Origin of the sequence: Cellulophaga sp. RHA19 (assembly GCF_002813425.1) — a bacterium.
Lineage (GTDB): Bacteria > Bacteroidota > Bacteroidia > Flavobacteriales > Flavobacteriaceae > Cellulophaga.
Window position 1 is genome coordinate 2,221,403 of the sequence record NZ_PHUL01000001.1, and the last position, 21,397, is coordinate 2,242,799.

20 protein-coding genes are annotated in these 21,397 nt (G+C 30.9%); 9 read left to right on the forward strand and 11 right to left on the reverse strand.

Annotated features, from left to right (window positions below; all coding sequences use genetic code 11):
- Nucleotide 1: 1 nt before the first annotated feature.
- Together AX016_RS09775 and AX016_RS09780 are read left to right on the forward strand one after the other, a co-directional pair.
- Nucleotides 2-2,404: a LysM peptidoglycan-binding domain-containing protein gene (locus tag AX016_RS09775; RefSeq protein ID WP_198519423.1), complete on the forward strand. Its 2,403-nt coding sequence runs from the start codon at nucleotides 2-4 to the stop codon at nucleotides 2,402-2,404.
- A gap of 4 nt (nucleotides 2,405-2,408) precedes the next feature.
- Entirely contained in the window at nucleotides 2,409-2,945 is a 537-nt protein-coding gene (locus AX016_RS09780; RefSeq protein WP_100895429.1) for a DUF922 domain-containing protein, read from the forward strand.
- A gap of 60 nt (nucleotides 2,946-3,005) precedes the next feature.
- Here the strand turns inward: AX016_RS09780 and AX016_RS09785 are convergent, their stop codons facing one another.
- Nucleotides 3,006-4,037, reverse strand: a complete 1,032-nt coding sequence (locus AX016_RS09785; RefSeq protein ID WP_100895430.1) for a hypothetical protein — start codon at nucleotides 4,035-4,037, stop codon at nucleotides 3,006-3,008.
- A 120-nt stretch (nucleotides 4,038-4,157) separates the two neighbouring features.
- Between AX016_RS09785 and AX016_RS09790 the strand changes: the two genes are divergently transcribed.
- The 5 genes from AX016_RS09790 (at nucleotide 4,158) to AX016_RS09810 (ending at nucleotide 10,577) form a co-directional block, all read left to right on the forward strand.
- On the forward strand, nucleotides 4,158-4,391 hold the full coding sequence (locus AX016_RS09790) for a DUF3820 family protein (RefSeq protein ID WP_100895431.1): 234 nt from the start codon (nucleotides 4,158-4,160) through the stop codon (nucleotides 4,389-4,391).
- Between the two features lie 61 nt (nucleotides 4,392-4,452).
- Nucleotides 4,453-6,075, forward strand: coding sequence for a CTP synthase (locus tag AX016_RS09795; protein WP_100895432.1), 1,623 nt, complete (start codon nucleotides 4,453-4,455; stop codon nucleotides 6,073-6,075).
- A gap of 113 nt (nucleotides 6,076-6,188) precedes the next feature.
- On the forward strand, nucleotides 6,189-8,039 hold the full coding sequence (gene yidC / locus AX016_RS09800) for a membrane protein insertase YidC (RefSeq protein ID WP_100895433.1): 1,851 nt from the start codon (nucleotides 6,189-6,191) through the stop codon (nucleotides 8,037-8,039).
- A gap of 377 nt (nucleotides 8,040-8,416) precedes the next feature.
- Entirely contained in the window at nucleotides 8,417-9,607 is a 1,191-nt protein-coding gene (mnmA, locus tag AX016_RS09805) for a tRNA 2-thiouridine(34) synthase MnmA (protein WP_100895434.1), read from the forward strand.
- Nucleotides 9,608-9,635: 28 nt separating this feature from the next.
- The gene (locus AX016_RS09810) at nucleotides 9,636-10,577 is read left to right on the forward strand and encodes an NAD(P)H-dependent flavin oxidoreductase (protein ID WP_100895435.1); all 942 of its coding nucleotides are present in this window, start codon (nucleotides 9,636-9,638) and stop codon (nucleotides 10,575-10,577) included.
- Between the two features lies 1 nt (nucleotide 10,578).
- Here the strand turns inward: AX016_RS09810 and AX016_RS09815 are convergent, their stop codons facing one another.
- The 10 genes from AX016_RS09815 to AX016_RS09860 all read right to left on the reverse strand — a co-directional run bounded on the left by AX016_RS09815 (nucleotide 10,579) and on the right by AX016_RS09860 (nucleotide 20,017).
- On the reverse strand, nucleotides 10,579-11,364 hold the full coding sequence (locus AX016_RS09815) for an ABC transporter substrate-binding protein (protein ID WP_100895436.1): 786 nt from the start codon (nucleotides 11,362-11,364) through the stop codon (nucleotides 10,579-10,581).
- 35 nt (nucleotides 11,365-11,399) lie between these two features.
- Nucleotides 11,400-11,819, reverse strand: a complete 420-nt coding sequence (locus tag AX016_RS09820) for a response regulator (protein WP_100895437.1) — start codon at nucleotides 11,817-11,819, stop codon at nucleotides 11,400-11,402.
- Entirely contained in the window at nucleotides 11,816-13,432 is a 1,617-nt protein-coding gene (locus tag AX016_RS09825; RefSeq protein ID WP_100895438.1) for a sensor histidine kinase, read from the reverse strand. The genes AX016_RS09820 and AX016_RS09825 overlap by 4 nt, the downstream gene beginning before the upstream one ends.
- A gap of 123 nt (nucleotides 13,433-13,555) precedes the next feature.
- Nucleotides 13,556-13,783: a putative signal transducing protein gene (locus AX016_RS09830; protein WP_100895439.1), complete on the reverse strand. Its 228-nt coding sequence runs from the start codon at nucleotides 13,781-13,783 to the stop codon at nucleotides 13,556-13,558.
- A gap of 139 nt (nucleotides 13,784-13,922) precedes the next feature.
- Nucleotides 13,923-15,254 (reverse strand): DUF58 domain-containing protein, encoded by a 1,332-nt coding sequence (locus AX016_RS09835; protein WP_100895440.1) that lies wholly within the window; start codon nucleotides 15,252-15,254, stop codon nucleotides 13,923-13,925.
- Between the two features lie 3 nt (nucleotides 15,255-15,257).
- Nucleotides 15,258-16,244, reverse strand: a complete 987-nt coding sequence (locus AX016_RS09840; protein ID WP_100895441.1) for an AAA family ATPase — start codon at nucleotides 16,242-16,244, stop codon at nucleotides 15,258-15,260.
- Nucleotides 16,231-17,442, reverse strand: a complete 1,212-nt coding sequence (locus tag AX016_RS09845; RefSeq protein ID WP_100895442.1) for a DUF4350 domain-containing protein — start codon at nucleotides 17,440-17,442, stop codon at nucleotides 16,231-16,233. Before AX016_RS09845 ends, AX016_RS09840 begins: the two co-directional genes overlap by 14 nt.
- On the reverse strand, nucleotides 17,439-18,176 hold the full coding sequence (locus tag AX016_RS09850) for a DUF4129 domain-containing protein (protein ID WP_100895443.1): 738 nt from the start codon (nucleotides 18,174-18,176) through the stop codon (nucleotides 17,439-17,441). The genes AX016_RS09845 and AX016_RS09850 overlap by 4 nt, the downstream gene beginning before the upstream one ends.
- Nucleotide 18,177: 1 nt before the next feature.
- Nucleotides 18,178-19,062 carry a hypothetical protein gene (locus tag AX016_RS09855; RefSeq protein WP_100895444.1) on the reverse strand — a complete coding sequence of 295 codons (885 nt, stop codon included), beginning with the start codon at nucleotides 19,060-19,062 and terminating at the stop codon, nucleotides 18,178-18,180.
- Nucleotides 19,052-20,017: a stage II sporulation protein M gene (locus tag AX016_RS09860; RefSeq protein ID WP_100895445.1), complete on the reverse strand. Its 966-nt coding sequence runs from the start codon at nucleotides 20,015-20,017 to the stop codon at nucleotides 19,052-19,054. The genes AX016_RS09855 and AX016_RS09860 overlap by 11 nt, the downstream gene beginning before the upstream one ends.
- Nucleotides 20,018-20,050: 33 nt before the next feature.
- On the opposite strand from AX016_RS09860, the gene AX016_RS09865 reads away from it, so the two are divergent.
- Entirely contained in the window at nucleotides 20,051-20,767 is a 717-nt protein-coding gene (locus AX016_RS09865) for an RDD family protein (RefSeq protein ID WP_100895446.1), read from the forward strand.
- A 4-nt stretch (nucleotides 20,768-20,771) separates the two neighbouring features.
- Nucleotides 20,772-21,392, forward strand: a complete 621-nt coding sequence (locus tag AX016_RS09870; protein WP_100895447.1) for a trimeric intracellular cation channel family protein — start codon at nucleotides 20,772-20,774, stop codon at nucleotides 21,390-21,392.
- Nucleotides 21,393-21,397: the final 5 nt, after the last annotated feature.

A 21,397-nucleotide genomic window follows, 5' to 3' on the forward strand; every position in this document is an offset into this window, starting at 1 on the left:
TATGAATAGTAAATTTTTTAAAACAGTTCTTTCTTTTTTGTTTATTCTTTTGGTTACAGCCAACTCTTATGCACAAAAGTATAAGACACACCCTGTAAAAAGAGGAGAATCTTTAGAGAGTATATCTAAAACGTATAACGTATCTATTGATGATATTTTAGTTTATAATAAAGAGATTAAAAAAGGACAAAAACTGACTCCTAATACTATATTAATTGTTCCGTTAGATAAAAAAATGGCAGCTGTAACAGCTTCTTTATCTGGAGATAAACCAGTTGTAGAGGTAAAAAAGACAGTGCAAGAAGAACCGATTCGTTTTATAGAACACAAAGCTAAAAAACGAGAAACCTTGTATAGCCTTGCAAAACAGTACAATGTTACAGAAGATGATATAAAACGATACAATAAACAATTGTATGCAGAGCAGTTAAAAAAAGGAACTGTTTTAAAAATTCCTGTTTATAAAAAAGAGGTTGTAGATACTTCTGTATCTACAACAACTAATACTGTTTCTGAGGTTTATGAAGATACTCCGTATAAATTTACAGATTATAAGGTTAAAAAAAGAGAAACACTTTATGGTATTTCTAAGCAATTTAAACTTACTCAAGAACAAGTTAAAAAGTACAATACTAGTTTGTATGCTGGAGATGTAAAAAAAGGAATGGTGTTGAAGATTCCTCACTTTAAAAAGGTAGAAGCTAAAGAGGTTGTTTTAAAATCTTACGTTGTAAAAGCAAAAGAAACACGTTGGAGCATAGCAAACAAGTACGGTATTACCGTAGATAGTTTGTTGTTGTTAAATCCAGAATTGCCAAAATCATCTAGCTATTTAGCAGTAGGACAAGAATTAAAAATACCAGAAAAAAATATTTTAGTTAGAGATAGCATTGCTAAAACAGGAGCGCAAGAAGTACCTGCTTTTGTAACGTATACAGTGCCTCCAAAAATGACTTTTTATAGGTTAGAAAAAGCGTATGGCGTTACTGAAGAAAAAATAAAAGAAGTAAACCCATTGGTTAAGGAAAAGGGTCTTCAGGAAGGAATGAAGATAAAAATTCCAACACTTAAAGGTCAGGCTTCAGTAGATAGTCAGGCGGTAAACTCAGAGAATTTTATTTTTTACGTAGTGCGTCAAGGTCAAGGAGAAATGGCTTTAGAGAGAGAGTTAGGAGTTTCTTACAGTGAGTTAACAACATTTAATCCATCATTAAAAGATGGTATTAAGTCTGGTATGGTTTTAAAGTTGCCAAAAACTAGAAGTAGTAACTTTACGGTAAAGAACTCGTTAATACTACCAAAAATTAATTTGGCAGATAGTGTAAATGTTGCTATTAGACCAAAAGTAATGGTTTTATTGCCATTTAGGTTAGATTTAATTGATGTAAATAATTCTTCTTCAGCTAAAAAAAATATAGAAAAAAGAACAGATACTAATATTAGTTTAAGTCTATACTCAGGTATGCAAATGGCTTTAGAAACAATGAAGAAGAAAGGTGTTTCTATAGATGTTAGTGCATTTGATACTCAGTCTACCAGTAGTGTTGATAAAGTAAAAGAGATTCTAGAAAATGAAAATGTATCAGATTACAATGCAGTCATTGGACCTCTAGATCCTAAGTCTATACAAGAAGTTGCTAAAAAAACTTCAGGATTACATATTCCTGTTATATCTCCAAATTTAACAGAGCAGGAAATAGGTTTTGGTAACACTTTTTATTCTTTGCCATCAGATGAAGCATTAAGAACAAAAGTACTAGATTATGTATCTAGCATTTACACAAATCAAAACATTATAATTATTGCAGATTCTAAGCACAAAGCAGAATCTGATGCAATAACGGCAAGATTTCCAAAAGCTAAAAAAGTTAGTTTGATTAAAGATTTAACCATAAATATTAATAAATTAAAGTATTTATTGGTTAGAAATGCAGATAACTTTGTTTTTGTAGAGACTAGTAATTTGGCTTTATCTAAGCATGCTACTTCTGTTGTAAACTCTTTAAATACAAAGCAGAATAAAATTAGAATGTTTACAACAAACCTAAACAAAGCTTTTGATAGAAATAAAGTAGATAATATGCTTTTGTCTAATTTAAACTTTACTTATCCATCAGTTAATAAGGAAATTAAAGATGATGAGTTTAATAAAAATTATAAATCTAAATTTGGGACTAATCCAAACAAATACGCTGCAAGAGGTTTTGATATTATGTATGATGTTTTACTAAAGCTAGCTTATAAAAACGACTTATTTGAAGTTTCTAAAGTTGTAGGAGAAACAGAGTATGTTTCAAACAAGTTTAATTACGTAAATAAGAAAAATGCAGGCTTTACAAATACAGCTGTATATGTTATGCAATATAATGATATGAAGATTGAAGAAGTAGAACCTAAAAAATAAAGGTATGCTTTTCTTTAAAAAAATAGTTTTTTTAATAATTGTGTTTACATTTTTTAATGTTTCAGCTCAAAATCAAGAAACTATTATATGGAAACCAGGAGTAAAGTTATCTTGGTCTAATTTTAAGGGTAAAGCACCAGTAGGTAACAGAGCAGCAGCAATGACCGCTAGTGGGGTAAACTACAAATACACAACGTACTTTGATAAAAAAAACGGCAATAAATTCACTTATGAAGTTATTGCCATTTTTTATCCCAGAAAATCTTGGTATAGACCTAAAATATGTACAGATATTACATTAAGTCATGAGCAAATACATTTTGATATTGCAGAGCTTTATGCACGTAAAATGAGAGAAAAGTTAAGTAAAGTAGTGCCTTCATCTAATACATACAAGCAAGCAAGGGCTATTTATACTTCTGTAAACAAAGAGTTAGAGGCCTATCAAGATTTGTACGATAAAGAAACAAATTATTCTAGAGACCTAGAAAAACAACTCTTTTGGCAAGAAAAAGTGAAGAAAGAGCTTCAGTTGAAGTAGCTCATATAAAAAAAGCGACACAAAGTGTCGCTTTTTTTATATGAGCTATAGTTATTTAATCTATTCTTTACTTAATGTAATAACCAATGTTCCTTTAGTGTCTAAATCTACACCACCAGTAGTTACAATTCTATTAACCTCAGTTTGTAAAACTAAGTTTTCATTAGTTAAGCTAATTACTTTGTAAGTTCCGTTTACAGTGTCATTAGCATCAAGTTGTAATGTATCATCATCAAATGACCAATCTCCAGAACTCAGTGGGCTCTCAGATGTTATGGTTTCTGTATAATCAGTTCCTAAAAAAGAAAAATTAATCAATGTAGTATATTCACCAGTACTAACAATTTTATTTGGATCTTCTGTAAAGGTAGCGGTAGAAGTTTCATTAGTAGATTTTGCTGTATACTCTAACGGATAGGTTTGATTGTTAACTACTGTACTTGCAGTACCGTTATCTATTGTTGCGCTAACTAATACCCAAGTACCAAGTAGAGGAGATTTTACATCAACTTCATCTTTAATTAATGGGTTTGTTCCTGCGTTTAATTCATCAATGTTACTAAAACCATCTGCATCACAGTCTAAGCTGTTCCAAATATCACTAGTATCAACTGTTTGGCTATCTAGTAAAAATGAACAATTACTTAAAGGGTCTGTACTATTGGTTAATTCTGTGCCATCAATTACACCATCACCGTCTGTATCTACTATCAAAGGATTTGTTTTATTTTCTTTTTCGTCACCATCATTTAAACCATCATTATCAGAGTCAGAATTTAATGGGTTAGTATTGTCCTTTTTTTCATCGCCATCGTTAACACCATCCTCATCAGTATCTGATACTAAAGGATTTGTTTTGTCTGTTTTTTCAATTCCATCATTAACACCGTCGTTATCTGTATCTGGTTTCTCAGGGTCAGTTCCATCTTTTTTTTCATCTTCATCAGTTACACCATCATTGTCAGTGTCTAAATTAGAATTGTCTTCGTTAGAGTTTTCACTTTGTTCTATTAAATTAAAGAGTTCTTGGCTATCTTTGCTACAAGAATTTAAGACTAATAATAATAGAAATAAGATTGTTACATTTTTCATAGTTGTTCTGGTTAATTGTGTTTTTTTATAGTAATTCACTTGCCGATTTCACTTTTTTTATTGTAATATATTGATTTACTTAGAAATATACGTCTAAAAGTTGCTTTTGGACTTTTAAATATGTTAAAAAACGATAATAAAAAGCTAATAGAGCTAGCACATTACAGAATGCCATTTGGAAAATACAAAGGTTGGTATTTAGTGCACTTACCAGAGCGGTATTTAATATGGTTTAATCAAAAGGGTTTTCCTGAGGGTAAACTAGGTGTTTTGTTAAAATCTATGTTAGAAATTAAAATAAACGGATTAGAAGATATCATTCTAAAAATTCAGAAAGATTTTCCTAAAGAATAGACCGCTTTTGTAATAGCAATTTGCTATTTTTGCTTGCGTTAAGAAAACAACCTAACGCTACATGGCAAACACTAAGTACATATTTGTAACCGGAGGGGTTACATCTTCTCTAGGAAAAGGAATTATAGCTGCATCTTTAGCTAAATTATTACAAGCTAGAGGATATAGAACTACTATTCAAAAATTGGATCCATACATAAATGTAGATCCAGGAACATTAAACCCTTATGAACACGGTGAATGTTACGTTACTGACGATGGTGCAGAAACGGATTTAGACCTTGGGCATTACGAGCGTTTTTTAAATGTTAGAACTTCACAGGCAAACAATGTTACAACTGGTAGAATTTATCAAAGTGTAATAGAAAAGGAGCGTAGAGGAGAGTTTTTAGGTAAAACAGTACAGGTTGTACCTCATATTACCAACGAAATTAAAGAACGTATTCAAATACTTGGAAAAAGTGGTGATTACGATATTGTAATTACAGAAATTGGTGGTACTGTTGGTGATATAGAATCTTTGCCTTATATAGAATCTGTTAGACAATTATTATGGGAGCTAGGTGATAACAATGGTATTGTTATACATTTAACCTTAGTACCATATTTGTCTGCTGCTGGGGAGTTAAAAACAAAACCAACACAACACTCTGTAAAAACATTAATGGAAAGTGGTATTAAGGCCGATATTCTTGTATGTAGAACAGAGCACGAAATTTCTGATGAAATAAAACATAAACTTGCTTTATTTTGTAATGTTAAAAGAGAAGCGGTTATACAATCTATAGATGCATCTACTATTTACGATGTACCTTTATTAATGCAAGAAGAAGGCTTAGATACTGTTGTTTTAGAACGATTAGCTTTATCAGATACAGAAAAACCAGATTTAACTACCTGGAACCAGTTTTTAAAGCGTCATAAAAATCCAAAAAATCAAGTTACTATTGGTCTTATTGGTAAGTATGTAGAGTTACAAGATTCTTATAAATCTATTTTAGAAGCATTCATACATGCTGGTGCAGAAAATGAGGTAAAAGTAGTAGTTAAGTCTATACATTCTGAACATATTTTAGGTAAAAATATGTCTGAAGAGTTAAAAGGTTTAGATGGTATTTTAGTAGCACCTGGTTTTGGAGAAAGAGGTATAGAAGGTAAAATAGAAGCTGTACAGTTCGCAAGAGAAAATAAAATTCCGTTTTTAGGTATTTGTTTAGGTATGCAAATGGCAGTTATAGAATTTTCTAGAAACGTTTTAGGTTTAGCAGATGCTAACTCTAAAGAAATGGATGAGGAAACTCCTAATCCTGTTATTAACTTAATGGAAGAACAAAAAACCGTAGTAAACAAAGGAGGTACTATGCGTTTAGGTACTTGGGCTTGCCATTTAGAAGATAATAGCTTAGTTAAAGAAGTTTACAGTGGTAAAGCAGATATATCTGAACGTCACAGACATAGATACGAGTTTAATAACAAGTACAAAGAACAAATTACAGCTGCAGGTTTACAGGCATCTGGTATTAATAAAGATACAGGTTTGGTAGAGATTGTAGAATTGCCAAAAGAAGTACATCCTTGGTTTATAGGTGTACAGTATCATCCAGAGTACAAGAGTACAGTTGCAAACCCGCACCCATTATTTGTAGGTTTTGTTAAAGCTGCATTAGAACACAAAAAGCAATAAAAGAGTGCCACTTTGGCATAAAGTGTACATTTGGACATATATTTGCAAACTGTAATTTATTATTAACAATATAGATTTATTAGTTTTTACTATAAAATCTTTGACATATTAGAATGGAAGAAAAGAAATTTGATGTAAAAACCCTTATTGGTTTTTTACTAATTTTTGGATTGTTTGTATTATGGTTTAATACCACACAACCAACTGCAGAGGAGCTAGAAGCACAAAAACAAGAAGAGCAAAAAACAGAAGCAGCAGCAACTGAAAGTAAAGAAGAGAGTGAAAAAGTTGCTGAAGAACCTGTATTAAATTTAGCAGATTCTACTGCAGTTGCTAATTATAAAAGCAAAATAGGTGCTTTTGGTTATACGCCAGCAACAGAAGGTACAACGGTTTTAGAAAACAATGTTCTTTATTTAAGAGTAAGCAATAAAGGAGGACAAATAGTAGAGGCAAAGATGAAAAACTTTGTAACTTATGATTCTCTTCCTGTACATTTAGTAAAAGATAACAACGCTAGTTTTGGGTTAACTTTTTCTACTTCTGATAATAGAGTTTTAGATACTAAAGATTTATTTTTTGAACCTACAATATCTAAAAACGGAAACAACACTGTTCTCTCTATGAAGGCAAAAGTTTCTGCAACAGACTTTTTAGAATACAGATATGAGATTAAGCCAGATGAATACCTGTTAGATTTTAATATTAGATCTCAAGGTTTAAATGGTGTATTAAATAGTGCTGCACCAATTGCTTTAGTTTGGAAACAAAAAGGAATTAGACACAGTAAAAGTGCAACTTATGAGAATAGGTATACACGTTTAACTTATAATCATGATGATGGTGATATTAGTAAATTATCAGAAAGTAGTGATGATGAGGAAGATGAAGAAGTGGATATCAAATGGTTATCATACAGACAGCATTTCTTTAGTTCTATTTTAGCATCAGATAAACATTTTGAAACTGCTAAATTAAGTTCTGTAAATCTAGTTGAAGATGACACTCCAGAAACTAAGTTTACAAAAGAGAATACATCAATATTACCTTTAAAAACAGAAACAGGTGAGTTAGCTTATAATATGAACCTGTATTACGGGCCAACAGATATAAAAGAGCTGTCTAAATATAAAGAGCTTGGTTTAGAAGATTCTATACCTTACGGATGGGGTATATTTGGATTTATAAACAGATATGTGTTTACACCAGCGTATACGTTTTTAAGCGGATTTTTACCTTACGGTATTGCTATTATTGTAATGACAATTTTAGTTCGTTTACTAATGTCACCAGTAACATACAAATCTTACTTGTCACAAGCAAAAATGAAGGTTTTAAAGCCTGAAATTGCAGAATTAGGAGAAAAGTACAAAGATAATCCAATGAAAAAGCAGCAAGAAACTATGAAGCTGTATAACAAAGCAGGAGCCAGTCCTATGAGTGGTTGTTTGCCAGCATTGGTGCAGTTACCAGTTTTTTATGCTTTATTTATGTTCTTCCCAACTTCTTTTGCATTACGTCAAAAGCCATTTTTATGGGCAGACGATTTATCTTCTTATGATATTATAGCAGAATTACCATTTAAAATTCCGTTGTATGGAGATCACGTAAGTTTATTTCCAATATTAGCTTCTATTGCTATTTTCTTTTATATGATGATGACATCTGGGCAAAATATGCAACAGCAGCCAGGAATGCCAAATATGAAGTTTATACTTTATTTATCTCCATTAATGATGTTGGTATTCTTTAATAGTTATGCAAGTGGACTTAGTTTGTACTATTTTGTATCTAACTTAATTACAATATTTATAATGTTGGCAATTAAGAAGTTTATTATAGACGAAGATAAAATACACGCTAAAATTCAAGAGAATAAAAAGAAACCTAAGAAAGAAAATAAGTTTCAGAAGAAGATGCGTGAAATGATGGAGCAAGCAGAAGAGCAAAAAAAGAATAGATAATATTCTTTAAACTACATATAAAAAAATCCTGCTTCGTAAATGAAGCAGGATTTTTTTTTAGTTGTTTATTTAAATAAAAAAAGCTCCTATTTCTAGGAGCTTTAGCACTAAGTAGGTTAAGCTTAGTAACATTTGGGACTCCAAAGATGCAACCTATTAGAAGCTTAAAAAAAGTTTAGTTGTAAAAGCCGCTTTTTTGTATGTTAATTAGAGTCATTTTGTTGTTTGGTTTACGACTAAGTTTTTAGTAGATTTTTAATCGATTTAAAACATCGATAAACGGTATATTTCTTTATGAAAAATTAAAGATTTATGGGTGTTAATAGAAATACAAAGCATTTTAGATTTTTGTATTTTTGCAATTCAGAATATAAAAAATGAAAAAAGTAGTAGTAGGACTTTCAGGAGGTGTAGATTCTAGCGTTACAGCTTATCTTTTAAAAGAACAAGGTTATGACGTAATTGGGCTTTTTATGAAAAATTGGCACGATGATTCTGTAACCATTTCTAATGAATGTCCTTGGTTAGAGGATAGTAATGATGCATTAATTGTTGCAGAAAAATTAGGTATTCCTTTTCAAACAGTAGATTTAAGTGCAGAATACAAAGAACGTATAGTAGACTATATGTTTAATGAGTATGAAAAAGGAAGAACACCAAACCCAGACGTACTTTGTAACAGAGAAATTAAGTTTGATGTGTTTATGAAAATTGCAATGCAACTGGGAGCAGATTATGTTGCTACAGGTCATTACTGCAGAAAAACATCGTTTGTAAATGAAGAAGGTAAAGAAATTCATCAGTTATTAGGTGGTAAGGATGATAATAAAGACCAGTCTTACTTTTTATGTCAACTATCACAAGAGCAACTAGCTAAAACATTATTTCCTATTGGAGATCTGCTAAAGCCAGAAGTACGTAAAATTGCAGCAGAAAACGATTTAATTACAGCAGATAAAAAAGATTCTCAAGGTCTTTGTTTTATAGGTAAAGTTCGTTTGCCAGATTTTCTTCAACAAAAACTAAAACCAAAACAAGGAGTTATAGTAGAGGTTTCTTCTAATTTAGAACAATACAATACTGCAATACCAGAGTTTACCACCAAAGAAGAAGAACTGTCTTATTATGCTACAAAACCAGTTTACAATGTAGCAGACGGTAAAGTGGTAGGTGAGCATCAAGGAGCGCATTATTTTACTAAAGGACAGCGTAAAGGTTTGGCTGTTGGTGGTACCAAAGAACCTTTGTTTGTTATAGAGACAGATGTTAATGAGAATGTAATATATACCGGTCAGGGTAAAAAACACCCAGGATTGTACCGTAGAACACTTTTTGTTTCTAATGAAGAATTGCACTGGGTGCGTACAGATATGGCTTTACAGGTTGATGAAACAATGGAGGTTATGGCACGTATACGCTATAGGCAAGCTTTACAAAAAGCAACTTTATATAAGGTTGATGCTGGTTTGTATGTAGATTTTGAAGAAGAACAATCTGCTATGGCAGAAGGACAATTTGTTGCTTGGCACATAGGAGATGAACTTATAGGTTCTGGAGTTATATCATAATAATTTTTAAGTTTGATAAAATAAGAATATGCAAAATAGAATAACATCATTATTTAATATTGAATATCCAATTATACAAGCCGGAATGATTTGGGCTAGTGGTTGGAAACTTGCGTCTGCTGTTTCTAATGCAGGTGGTTTAGGAATAATTGGTGCTGGGTCTATGTATCCAGATGTCTTAAAAGAGCATATTTTAAAATGTCAAAAAGCTACAAACAAACCTTTTGCCGTTAATGTTCCAATGTTGTACCCTAACGTAGAGGAGATTATGAAAATAATTGTAGACTTGGGTGTAAAAATAGTATTTACATCTGCAGGTAATCCTAAAACGTGGACAGGTTATTTAAAAGAAAACGGAATTATAGTAGTGCACGTTGTTAGTAGTTTAAAATTTGCATTAAAATCTGAAGCTGCAGGAGTAGATGCTATTGTTGCAGAAGGTTTTGAGGCAGGCGGGCATAACGGTAGAGATGAGACTACTACCTTGGCATTAATACCAGCTGTAAAAGAACAATTAAAAATACCATTAATAGCAGCAGGAGGTATTGCTACAGGTAAAGCAATGTTGGCTGTTATGGTTTTAGGTGCAGATGGTGTGCAAATTGGTAGTCGTTTTGTGGCAAGTGACGAGGCATCTTCTCATCAATTATTTAAAGAGAGTGTAGTAGCTGCACAAGAAGGAGATACGCAGTTAACATTAAAAGAACTTGCGCCAGTACGTTTACTTAAAAATAAGTTTTTTGTAGAGGTACAAGATGCTTACGCAAAAGGAGCAACACCAGAAGATTTAAAAACACTTTTAGGTAGAGCACGCGCCAAACGTGGTATGTTTGAAGGCGATATGGAAGACGGTGAATTAGAAATAGGACAAGTAGCCGCTATTATTCATAAAATAATGCCAGCGGCAGATATTGTTAAAGAAATAGTAACCGAGTTTCAGTTGGCTAAAAATGCAGCTGTAAATTTATAATCTAGTAGTGTAAAGACTTAAAATAGATAAATGCATCTAGTAGTCTGCTACCATACCAAGAAAAGTATTCGCCATCTACCAGCTCAACAGTTGTAGATGGCATTATTTTTTTAATCTCATCTATATGTTCTCGTTTAAATGGATAAGGTTCTGATGATAGTAAAATGTAATCAGGGTTTAGTTCTTTAATAGTTTCTAAAGTAGCTTCAGGGTACCTTAAACTGCCTTTAAAAACATTTTTATACTTGTTTAGGCTAAGCATATGATCTATAAAAGTTTGTTTGCCAGCTGCCATATATGGATCTTTCCAAATTAAATAGGCTACTTTTTTAGCAGGTTTGTCTTTTATAAAATTTTTAAAAGAATTTGCTTCGTTTCTAATAGTGCTAACAATTTTTGTAGCATCTAAAGAGCTATTAAAAATAACACCATATTGGGTAATTAAATCTAGCGCATCTTCTAAGTCATTAATGTCTGATACGTGTACGGGGTATATTTTTTCTAGCTGCTCAACAATTTCTTTTGTATTTTCTTCTTTGTTGCATAAGATAATATCTGGTTTTACAGCTTCAATTTTAGCTAAGGAAATTTTTTTTGTACCACCAACTACTTTTTTAGACATACGTAGATGTTTAGGATGAATACAAAATTTTGTAACACCTACAATGTACTCTTCTAAACCTAAATCTACCAACAGCTCAGTTTGTGATGGCACTAGAGAAATAATTCGTAAGGGTCTTTTTGGGCATTCAAATTGCCTCCCCATTTGATCTGTAATCTTTTGCATATGGGTAAATATACCTTAATTATTAGCTGTAATGTTTATATATCATCAGGAAACATAAAAAAGCTTTTAAGTATATCTCTTAAACCGTCTGGCGTAAGTGGTTTACTTTTAAAATCGTTTATTTGGGTAAAACCTAAAGCTCTAGCTTTATCATCAGGATTTAAAGATGTTGTTAGCATAACAATTACTGTTTCTGCCATTTGGTTTTCTTCAAGCTTTTTATACTCTTGTAAAAACTCCCAACCATTCATAATAGGCATATTAATGTCTAATAAAATTAAGCTTGGTTGCGGAAAAACACCATCTTTTTCTGTTTTAAGGTAATCTATGGCTTCTTGTCCGTTAGTTTTAACAATAACATCATTTGTACAATTAAGCTTTTTAATAACCATTTTGTGCAAAAAATTAGTTGCCTCATCATCATCTATTAACAATATACTTTTTAGCATGTTCATTCTTGTTTTTTAATAGTAAATTTAAATTCGCTCCCTTTATTTGGTTCAGATGTTACCCATATTCTACCTTGGTGCATTAGTACAATTTTTAAGCAATGCGTAAGCCCTATTCCTATTCCTTCATAAACGTCTTTAGAATGTAAGCGTTGAAACATAGAAAATATTTTATCTTGATGCTTTTTTTCTATACCAATACCGTTGTCTTTTATACTAAATTCCCAAAAATCTCCAAGGTCTTTTGCTTTTATTTCTATTACGGGTGTTGCGCCTTCTTTTTGGAATCTAATAGCATTTGATAGCAGATTTTGAAATAGAATACGTAGCTCTGTTTTTTGACCTTCTATTTTTGGTAACTTTTTATAGTGTATTACAGTATTGGTTTCTTTAATAATATGGTCCATTTCTGCAATAACCTCATTAAGTAATTTATTAGTTTTTACCTTGCTAATTTCATTTTTGGCTCCAATTCTAGAATAGTCAAAAACAGCTTTAATAAGCAAGCTCATTCTTGTAGATGCTTGTCTAATAAAGTTTAAATACGTAATACCATTTTTATCTAACTTGTCACTATACTCTTCTTTAAATAGTTGAGTAAAGTTCATTACAGTACGTAAAGGTTCTTGTAAATCATGAGATGCAATAAAGGCAAACTGTTCTAGTTCTTTATTTTTTTGACTAACAGCATAATGAGCATTTTTTAATGCGGTAAGTCGTATTTGTTCTTTTTTATGGGTAGATATATAGTCTAACATAATTCCAATAAATGGTATAGCATATGATATTGCTTTTAAAGAATGGGCTATGTTAAAGTTAGAATCATGTAAATGTTCAGACCCAAAAGCCATATACATTTGCGTAGCTATAGCAGGTATCATACTCCATAAAAGAGCATTAGAAAATATATTGTTTTCTTTTTTATGGAACTTTGGAAATAAGTATAATGCTAAAAATGAGAATAATACAAGCGGAATTAAATCATAGGGCCTTGTAATAAAACTATCATGTATTGTTGTAGTTGGTAAAGATTTACTTAGGGCAGAAAAATATACAGTTAAAAATACAATTAGACCAAAAATTAAGGTCACAATAAATACAAAGCGCCTTCCGTTTTTTGGAAGCATCCTTTTCTTTTGTAACAAAATTATACTAACACCCAAAATTAAAATTACACTATTAAATATTCTAGATAGTGCCCAAGTAAATGGTAAAAAATTTTCATTACCAGTAGCTGGATTTATTATTTTAATAGCTGCCAAAGCATGAAAGGCATCTATAAAGCCAGCACATAACAATGCGCCTCCAATAATAGGAGTAGTTGGGTTGTTTGTTATTCTGTATTGTATAAAGGCTAATACGGCAGTTGCAATGGCAATACAAATTGCTGTCCATTCTAAAATTAAATGTGTAAAAGTACCTCTTAAATGAGTTAAAACTAGATCTTGAGAAGCATGGTCTAAGGCGACTTTTTCTCCGTTAGCATTAAATATGATATTTATGTTTCCAAAATCAACTCCAATTAACTGAAGTATAAAAGGAAAAATACATATAACTAAAATGGTAAGAATTAAAGTTTTGGAAAACCTTAATTCTTTAAACTGGGGGGAAGTTTTCATATGTAAATAAATACTTACTTGTAATTAAATATTACGTGTAAGATATTACAGGTTTTAGTTTTATTGCCTAACACTACTACTTTTTATTGTTTTTAAGCAGTAATTAGGTAATATTTCTGGTTGTTATTTTTTAAAATGACTTTTTATTAATTCTAAAGCTTTTTCTACTTCATCATTATGTACATATAAGTCTTGTTCTCCAGGTATAGCAGAAGCAAAACCAGCTAGTCTTCCAGATTCTGACTCGTCTTTTACAACGCCTTCTATATTTATTGAATGTAATTTTTCTACAATAGCTTTTACATCAAATTGGTTTCCGCTATATATTTTTTGGTAGTTTGATTTTAACATAGGTTGTAATTATGGTTTAAAATATATAATATAGGGAAAAATAAAGAAATTTTACATTAAAACTATTTATTTGTAGTACTTTTTTAAGTATTATTTGTAAGTGGTTCTGTTACAGAAGCTAACTTTTTAGTTTTAACTTTTATAAGAGTCCTCTAGCTTTAATTTCTAAGTATTTATTAATGGTGTTAATAGTAAGCTCTTCTGGCTTGGTAAGTATTGTTTGTATGCCGTATTGTTGCAGTTCTTTTTGCATTAACCTTTTATCCATAGAAAACTTTTCTGCAATAGTTTTATGGTAAATACCCTGTATGTCTTCTGCATCAGAATTTATTAAGCTTTCTAATTCTGTATTTTCAAAAAATATAACAACTAATACATGCTTTTTTGCAATAGCAAGCAAATATGGTAACTGCCTGCGCATTGCTGTTATATGTTCAAAATTAGTATATAGTAATAATAAGCTTCTATGGTTTACTTTACGTTTTAAATGTGCATAAAGTAATCCAAAATCAGAATCTACGTAGTCTGTAGTAATATTATAAAGCTTTTCTAGTATGGCATTTAAATAAGTAGGCTTTTGCATAGCAGGTAAAAATGACTCTATGTTTTTAGAGAAAGATATCATTCCTGTTTTGTCATTCTTTTTAAGAGCTACATTAGAAAATGCTAACGTACTATTTATGGCATAATCTAAAAGTTTTAAACCATTAAAGGGCATTTTCATTACTCTACCAGTATCTATTACAGAGTAAATGGGTTGTGATTTTTCATCTTGATATTGGTTAACCATTAACTGGTTACTTTTAGCTGTAGCTTTCCAGTTTATGGTTCTAAAGTCATCACCAGGAACGTACTCTTTAATTTGCTCAAACTCTTGCGTATTACCTATACGTCTAATTTTTTTCATTCCAAATTCTGATAATTTATTGCTGATAGCTAAAAAATCATATTTCTGCATTTGAATGATAGATGGATATACTGGAACCATCTGGTTTTTAAGATACAAAAATCTACGTTTTACAATGCGTAGGGGAGAAGAAGCATAAATATTTAAGTTGCCAAAATAATATTCACCACGTCCTACTGGTCTAACTGTATATTCAAAAGTTTTAGGTTCTTTTTTTGTAAGTATTGTATTGTATTTAAAATCTCTTTTTTGAAATTGAATAGGCAATTCTTCAACAACAGAAACACCAGTTTTAAAAGCATAAGTACTTACAAACTGCATAACAATAGGGTTATGGTCACTGTTTGATAATTTTTGCGGTAGTGTTCTGCTTGCTTTTACACTATTTTTTGATGCGAATAGTAAAACTATATCAAATAAAAACAAGGCAATTAAAACCATAGTACAAAGCCATGCAATAGGGTATAGCCATTTGTACCAATACGATGTCATGAACATTGCGGCAAGTATGGCTAAGTACCAAAAAAAGGTGTTATGTATGTAAAACGATTTTAAAAAACGCATGTATTATCTAGGTATTTCTACAGATTCCATAATCATATGTACAACACTTTCTGTTGTCATACCTTCCATTTCGCGCTCTGGAGTTAAAATAACTCTATGGTTAAGTACAGGTGTTAGTGCTTTTTTTACATCTTCTGGAGTAACAAAGTCTCTACCATTAATGGCAGCAAAAGCTTTTGCTGCATTTAAAGTTGCTAAGGATGCTCTAGGAGAACCACCAAGGTATAAATGTGGGTGGTTACGTGTTTTAGAAATTATTTCTGCTATGTAGCGTAGAATTTTTTCTTCAACAATTACCTCTTGTATGTTTTTTTTGTATTCCTTTAATTTTGCAGGAGACAACACATCTTTTATAAGTGTTTGCGGCTTTATGCCTTTACGTTGGTGGTGTGTTGTTAGTATTTTTATTTCTTCTTCTAGTGTTGGGTATTCTACTTTAATTTTAAACAAAAAACGGTCTAATTGTGCTTCTGGTAGGGCATAAGTACCTTCTTGTTCAATTGGGTTTTGTGTAGCTAAAACCATAAAAGGAGCCTCCATTTTATAGGTTTTACCGTCCATAGTTACTTGTGTTTCTTCCATAATCTCAAACAAAGCAGCTTGTGTTTTAGCAGGAGCTCTATTTATTTCATCAATCAAAATAATATTAGAAAAAATAGGCCCTTGTTTAAACTCAAATTCAGACGATTTTACGTTAAAAATAGAAGTACCTAAAATATCACTAGGCATTAAATCTGGTGTAAATTGTATACGACTAAATTCTGTTTTTAAAGTTTTAGCAAATAATTTGGCAGTAACCGTTTTTGCTATTCCAGGTACACCTTCTATTAAAACGTGACCATCTACTAATAGCGAAACAATTAACAACTCTACAAAACGATCTTGACCAATAATTACCTTAGCCAGCTCTTGCTTAATTTCGGTAACAGCATTTTTTAAATCTTCTAAAGGTATTCTATTATCAAAATTGATATCGTTATTTGCTTCCATTTGCTTTGTCTTTAAATTGTTCTATTTTTTTATCTAATGCTATTAGTTGGTCATTAGTTATATTTTGTTGTTGTAAAAGTTGATCAAAATATGAAAACAACTTTGTAATTTCTTCTTTGGTATGAAAACTTCTTGCAGAAACGGTATTGTAAAAATCATCGTTCTTTTCTAGGGTATTTACATGAAATTTAGAGCGTACATAGTCCATAAAAAAGTTAATCTTGTGCTCTGCAATTTCTTTTTGCCTGTTTCTTTGGTAATACATATCTGCAATGGTACGGGTAAATGCCAAAGTCTGATTTTTTAAAGGAGTAACTATTGGTATTGCACGTTGTTTTCTTTTTCCTTCAAAAAAGACATAAAATAAAGCACCAATTAGGGCTATATAATATGCCCATTTTAATTCTTTTGCGCTTAAAAATATACGCATTGGAGATGTGTAAAAGGTTTTTCCTGATTTATGGTGATTATCTATGTAAATATTTTTAGAAGTGTCTACATAAGCTAATAAAGACGATGTGTAATCTGTATTGTTTTCATTATCTAAAATAAAAAAATTGGTAAATGCGTAAGGAAAATGATTTAAAATAACGGTTCCTTTACCATAGTCTTGTTTTATGATGTTTGCATTTTTTATAGAGATTGTTTCAAAATCATCTATAACACCCAACACTTTTGCGTTTAGAGTATCTATTTTAGAAAAATAATTAATATCGGATTTTTTACTAAAAACAATAGGTTTTTTAGTTTTTATAGACGGATTAACTAAATGCATATAAAATTTATGATCTAATTCATCTGTGTAAAGTGTTTTTGTGCTAAAATTAAGCTCATGTTCTAAAGCGTTACCAAAACTAGAGCCTGCAAGGTAAAGTGTATTTCCTTTGGCAGTCCACTCTAATAATTTACTTACTTCGCTTTTATCTAATTCAAGGTTGTTATTTATTAGCAAATATGTACCTGTTATAGTGTCGTTTTTATTTAAAAATATAAAAGGTGGTTCGTAAACAGATGTTGTTTTATCTCCTAATTTATTTTCTAAAATATCATTAAAAACCTTAGTGCCAAAAGGAATTTTATGGTGAGTAGCAAAAGAAGGAAACCAGTTGACCTCTTTAGGTTTACTATACTCTAAAGCCAAGTAAACAATAAGTGTTACTGCTATAATGATGATATATGAGCTTCCTTTTTTTATCACTTTTTAATGATGCTATTTTGTAGTTTAATAAATTCTTCTGCTGCTTTATTGTACTTAAGTTCATCTATAGTAAAATCTCCATACCAAACATAATCATATAATCTTGTTATGGTTATAAAAGACTTAGCGTAAGTAGAGCCGCTTAGCTCTTGTTGGTAATCATCATTAGTTTTTTGTAATTGCCAATCTATGAGCTCTTTGTCGCTCATTATTTTTAAAATATGCAAGTAGTAATATCTAATGGCTAATCTGTAATTTTTATCCTCTAAAGCCTTTTTTATAAGTTGTTGTATGTCTTCGTTCTTAATAATATTTTCTTCTTCAGACAAGGTAACAGAACTTTGATTTTTTTTAGATAAGTGTATACTGTTTGCGTTTACCTTTAAAAAGAATTTTATACCAATAAAAATTAATATTCCAAGCAGTACGTACGGTATAATTTTTAAAAAAGCAGCTAAATAGCCTACAGCTTTTGTTCCTCCAAATAGCCATTGAAAAAAGCGTAACCAATAAGAGTAAAGCCAAGATTTAAATTTATCCCACCAAGAGTTATCTGCTTTTTCTAAGGTGTAATTATAACTAGAGTCATCTTTGTAAGATTGTAAGTCTTCTTTTGTTATTTTCTTTACAGATAAAGGTGCATCATCATAATCTACCATAGTAGAGTCTTGAAAACTATACGCAGATAAAGAAAACGTGATACTAATAAGAAAAGAAAAAAGAAGTTTTTGCATATTATAAATCGGTAGTATTTCCTAAATTTTTAATACGCTCCATAGTACCCGTTAAATTTTTTCTTTCGTTTAAATCAAAATAAATAAGAGCGCCAGAAATGACCGTTAAAATACTTAATAGGTATTGGCACAAGCTACTTAAGGCTTGTATTATTATGCTAATAGGATCGGTTAAATTGTTTCCCATAGTACTAGGGTCTACTTCAGCAGAAAACACTCCCATTTTTGCCCACATATATATGGCAGAAGGTATTCCAAATGCCATACCTGCAACAAAAACAACAATAACAATTACTAAAAGAGTAGCAAAAGTTATCCACCAATAATCTTTAACTAAACCAAAGCTATCACTAAAGGCATCACCAACAGATTTTTGGTTAAAAATTAAAATACTAAAGGCTAAAGACATTGGAACATAAAGATAAATAGTGCCCAAACCACAAGGTATTAGTCCAATAATTAGGCAAATACTAGCTAAAAATGATAGTCCAATAAACTTCCAAAAACTATTGTAAACTTCAGATTTAATTTGATTGTAGTTTATAGAACCATTATTTTCTATATAACTTTTTATATAATGTAAGGTAACAGATTGTGCCATTGAATAAGCAACTATCATTGATATAAAAAAAAGAAAGAAAGAAAGAAAAAACATAAAAAGATCCGAGGATTTCCTTGCTTTTTCTATGTTAAAATCAAACAAGTCTCCGGTAGAATATGAGTAAAATGCGTGACAAATTAAGTAAACAACCAAATACGGACCAGCTATTTTAAAAAAGGTGTTAAAAAATGGTTTTAATTGAGTTCTTAAAAAAGCAAAAGTGTCGCCTAAAATTTCACCTAAATCTCTTTTCTTTTTAAACTCTACGTAATTGTTATTCTGCATGGTTGGTTCTTTTGTGTAATAAATAAGGATAAATAACGTAATAATATAATATTAAAACTAATGAGCTTGTAATAATTAATATAGCAAGCCAATCTGGCATTTCTGTATGTCTAGTAACAAAACCCTCTAAAAAGCCAGCTACAACAAAGAAAGGAACAGTAGATAGCATTATTTTTAAGCCGTTTACAGTGCCTCTTTTAAAAGATTCTAGTCTTGTATAAGTGCCAGGAAAAAGAATCCCTTTTGCTAAAACAAGTCCGGCACAACCAGCAATTATAATTACAGATATCTCTATAGTGCCGTGTATCCAAATAGTACGTGCAGACTCCCATAGCAATCCTTTTTCATAAAACATATACTGAAAACTACCTAGCATAATGCCATTTTGCATCATCACAAATAAAGAACCTATACCAAGCAAAATGCCATATATAAAAGCCATCATAGCTACTTTTATATTGTTAATAGTAATCCCTAAAAACATTTTAAATTCACTTTGCTGTTTGTAAACAGCCATAGGATCATCATTGGCAATATTTTCTAAAGTCATATTTACATAGCCATCGCCTAAAAAAGATCTAACAAAATCACCATCATTAGCAGCAGAGAAAGCTCCTACTGCGCAAAAAAATGAAAAAACTAGAAATGCAATTAGTAATTCACGACGATTGTGATAAAATAATGTGGGAAATTCTGTTTTCCAAAAGCTGATTATTCTGTTTTTTGGCTCTTTTTTGGTCTTATATATTTTTTGATGAGCTTCTGAAGCCAAAGAATTTAAAAAAAATGCGGTGTTGCTACCAGGGTAGAAAGTCTTGGCATAGCTAAGGTGATCGGTAATTTCGATATACAAATCTGATAATTTGTTTGGGTCAATTTCCGTTTTCTTTGCCAGGACACTTTCAAAAGTAGTCCATTTGTCTTTATTTTGCTTTACAAAGGCAGCTTCGCGCATTGGCTTTAAGATTTGTACCAAAGAAACTAAAATATGAACGAAATTCAAATAGAAACTGCTCAAAATATTAGCATTCATCAAAATGCTGCACATTTGGGTGATAGGATGCTGGCCTATATTATAGACAGCATTGTTATTTTTGTTTACACGTTACTTATGATTCTTTTGTTGGTATATATGAATATCCATTTTAAAGATATGTGGCATTTATATTTAATAGTAACATTACCAGCTTTCTTCTATTATTTATTGTTAGAGTATTTTATGAATGGCTCTACGGTTGGTAAAAAAATAATGTCTATTAGAGTTGTAAAATTAGATGGGTCTAAACCAAATTTTTCTAGCTATTTTATACGTTGGATTATGCGTATTGTAGATGTAGTTTTGTCTACCGGAGGTGTTGCTGTACTTACAATATTGTTAAGAGGTAACGGACAGCGTTTGGGAGATATAGCTGCAGGAACTACAGTAATTACGGAAAAGAAAAAAGTGAAATTGCAAGATACAATGGTGGCTAATTTACCAGAAAATTACTCGCCAAGTTACCCGCAGGTAACTGTTTTTAAAGATCCAGAGATGCAAACTATAAAAGAATTATATAGCTCTGCAAAACGTAATGGAGACCACAACGTTATAGTATCTTTGTCTAATAAAATAAAAGAAGTTACTAGTATAACTACAGATAAAAAACCTTTAGAATTTGTAGACACTGTTATTAAAGATTATATCTACTATACTCAAGAATTATAAGCTTATGTTTTATCTAGTTATAGATATTTTAGGAACAATAGCATTTGCTATATCTGGTGTTTTGGTAGCAATGGATAAAAAACTGGATCCTTTTGGAGTTTTTATTGTTGCCTTTGTTACAGCTGTTGGTGGTGGTACATTAAGAGATTTGTTGCTTGGTAATACACCAGTAACTTGGTTGTTGCAACCAATTTATATTTATACAATTTTAACTACGGTAGTGCTCTCTATCATTTTTAGAAAACAATTAAAATACTTAAGAACTTCTCTTTTTTTGTTTGATACCATAGGTATTGGTCTTTATACTTTAGCAGGAGTAGAGAAGGGACTAGATGCAAATCTACTGCCAATTATGTGTATTGTTGTTGGTACAATAACTGCCTGTTTTGGAGGTGTTATACGCGATATTTTGTGTAATGAAATTCCTGTGATATTTAGAAAAGAAGTGTATGCAACAGCTTGTATAATAGGGGCTAGCAGTTATTTTTTATTGATAAAATTACCTGTGAAACCTAATTATATACACGTAATTTGCATTTTTATTGTAATTACAGTGCGTTTGTTGGCTGTTAAATTTAAAATTGCTTTACCAACTATTTATCCGCCAGTAGAAACTAAAAAATAAGCATA